This is a genomic window from Gordonia sp. UBA7860, assembly GCF_002500165.1.
GTDB lineage: Bacteria > Actinomycetota > Actinomycetes > Mycobacteriales > Mycobacteriaceae > Gordonia > Gordonia sputi.
This window is the reverse complement of record NZ_DLSO01000040.1, coordinates 8,493-10,879: the sequence shown is the minus strand read 5'-3', so window position 1 is coordinate 10,879 and position 2,387 is coordinate 8,493. Positions and strand designations below refer to the sequence as shown.

At 66.1% G+C, this 2,387-nt stretch carries 3 protein-coding genes; 2 read left to right on the top strand and 1 reads right to left on the bottom strand.

Annotated features, from left to right (window positions below; all coding sequences use genetic code 11):
• Positions 1-252: 252 nt before the first annotated feature.
• Both B3T59_RS05655 and B3T59_RS05650 read left to right on the top strand, forming a co-directional pair.
• Complete coding sequence (locus B3T59_RS05655) at positions 253-765, top strand: DUF4395 domain-containing protein (RefSeq protein WP_287001693.1); 513 nt, start codon at positions 253-255, stop codon at positions 763-765.
• A gap of 61 nt (positions 766-826) precedes the next feature.
• Positions 827-1,441, top strand: a complete 615-nt coding sequence (locus B3T59_RS05650) for a class I SAM-dependent methyltransferase (protein ID WP_287001692.1) — start codon at positions 827-829, stop codon at positions 1,439-1,441.
• 45 nt (positions 1,442-1,486) lie between these two features.
• On the opposite strand, the gene B3T59_RS05645 is transcribed toward B3T59_RS05650, so the two are convergent.
• Positions 1,487-2,387 (bottom strand): Ppx/GppA phosphatase family protein (locus B3T59_RS05645; RefSeq protein ID WP_287001691.1); only part of this gene is annotated, 901 nt, incomplete at its 5' end.

Genomic DNA, 2,387 nt, shown 5'->3' with positions numbered 1-2,387 from the left:
TGCCGACGCCACCGAGACGGCGATCCGTGCCATCGAGACCGACCGCAAGGATGCGCACGAGGAGCACCACCGCGCGTAGTTCGTCGCACATTCACGGCGGGGCCTGATCCGATCAGGCCCCGCTGTTGTGCATCCGGAGCTATCTCCGCTGGTCAGCGGGGTTCCGATCACTGTGACGCCAACGTTGGCGGCAGCAATCGGCCGCGCCGTAACGTTGTGGTGTTTCGCTAGCCTCGTCTGCCTTGGAGTCCCGTGTCCGCACCAGCCATCCTCACCTTCCCCAACCCGGTCAACGAGTATGCCGCACGGTCGACGGCGGGTCTGGTCGTCATCCTGGCAGTCGTTGCCATCGTGGTGAATCACCCCATCGTCTACGCATTGCTGGCTCTCGGATTCCTGCTACGCGTGATGGCAGGCCCCAAGCTGTCGCCGTTCGGCCAGCTCTCCGTGCGGGTCATCGCGCCCAAGATCTGGCGCAAGAGCAAGCTCGTCCCCGGACCTCCCAAGCGCTTCGCGCAAGCCATCGGACTCGCCTTCTCCACCACCGCGCTGGTTCTCAGCCTGCTCGGCTACGGGCTGGCAGCACAGATCGTCGTCGGCCTGCTGATTGTCGCGGCGTTGCTGGAATCGGTATTCGGATTCTGCCTCGGCTGCGTGATCTTCGGGTTCCTGCAGCAGCGCGGCGTGATCCCCGAGGACGTGTGCGAGGCCTGCAACAACATCTGGCTGCGCACCCCGGAGCAGGCGCCGGCCGATACTCACTGAGGTATCAGTCGAAGTGATACCGACGCCAGCGCAACCCCGACTCCGATGAAAGACTGGCACGGTGGAACAGCCCGGATACGACGCACTGGCTCAGCTCTACGCCGACTCGTTTCCAGCGCCGTACCAGTGTGCCGTCGAACGTCGCGCCGTTGAGGCATTTGTCGACGAGGTGCGCGAGCATGATCCGTCCGCGACCGTCTTCGATGTCGGGAGTGGAATCGGCCATGTCACAGCCGATCTCGTCCGGTTGGGTATACAGACGATCGGCCTCGAACCCAGCAACGGGATGCGCACCATCGCGATGCGTACACATCCCGAATGTCACTTCATCGACGACGATGCTCTCCTCGCGCGGGCGGCTACGGACATCGAATGCGGCGCAATCCTGGCTCGGTTCAGTCTGATTCACGTGCCACCGGAAGAACTGCCCGATGTCCTCGCGGCCTGGGCAACTCGGTTGGCCGGCGGAGCACCGGTGCTGATCGGCGCGCAGGCGTCGCTGAGTGCCGACACCATCGCGTTCGATCACCGAGTCGCGCCCGCGTGGCGCTGGCATCCGGATGCGCTCGCGCGCGTGCTGTTCGACGCGGGTTTCGACGAATCGTGGCGGATGATCGCGCAGGCCGACGACACCCATCGTTTCGCCGAGCTGCACCTGATGGCGCGGCGTCGATGAAGGCCGCGTTCTGACAAGACTTTTCGCGGCCCACGCAGTGGGGGCCTAGTCCAGCAAGCCCAGGGCAATGCCGTCGAGGATGTCGTGCTCGCTGACGACGAGTTCGGAGATGCCTGCGCGTTCGGACAGGACCCGAGCGAGCTCGAGCGTCACCAGCGCCCCACCGCCGATCACATCGACGCGACCGGGATGCATCGGTCCGAGCGCTGCGCGGGCGTCGCGTGTCATCGCGACGAGGTCGTGGCAGACGCGGTCGAGGTCGTTGATTCCGATGCGCGACAAGTGGATTGCGTCGGAGTCGTAGACGTCCATCCCCGCATTCACGGCCGCGATGGTGGTGAGTGTTCCCGCCACCCCGACCCAGGTGTGTGCGCGCTCGACCGGCACGGCGTCGAATGCTACGGCGAGTCTGTCGTGGATGAATTGCGTGGCGTCGCGAACCTCGTCTGCGGTGGGCGGGTCGGAGTGCAGGGCGCGCTCGGTGGTGCGCACGCATCCGACGTCGGCGGAGTAGGCAGCCGACACCCCCTCCGCACCGCCGAGCACGACTTCGGTCGAGCCGCCGCCGAGATCGGTCACCACGAACGGCCCTTCGGCAGGATCGAGTTCGCCGACGGCACCGCGGAACGACAGTCGCGCCTCCTCGTCACCGGTGATCACCTCCGCCTGCGCACCCTCGACGACGCAACCGAGCAGCTCCGCGGTCATCGCGAAGAAGACATCGCGGTTGCGCGCGTCGCGGGTTGCCGAAGTGGCGACCATACGAACGCGTTCGACGCCGAGCGAGCGCATCACGTCGACGTAGTCGGAGAGCGCTACGCGAGTTCTCTCGATCGCCTCGTCGGCGAACTGTCCCGTGGCGTCGACCCCCTGCCCTAGGCGCACAACCCGCATCTCGCGGTGCAGATCGCGCAGGCGGAGGTGGTCTCGACAAGCTCGACCAGCG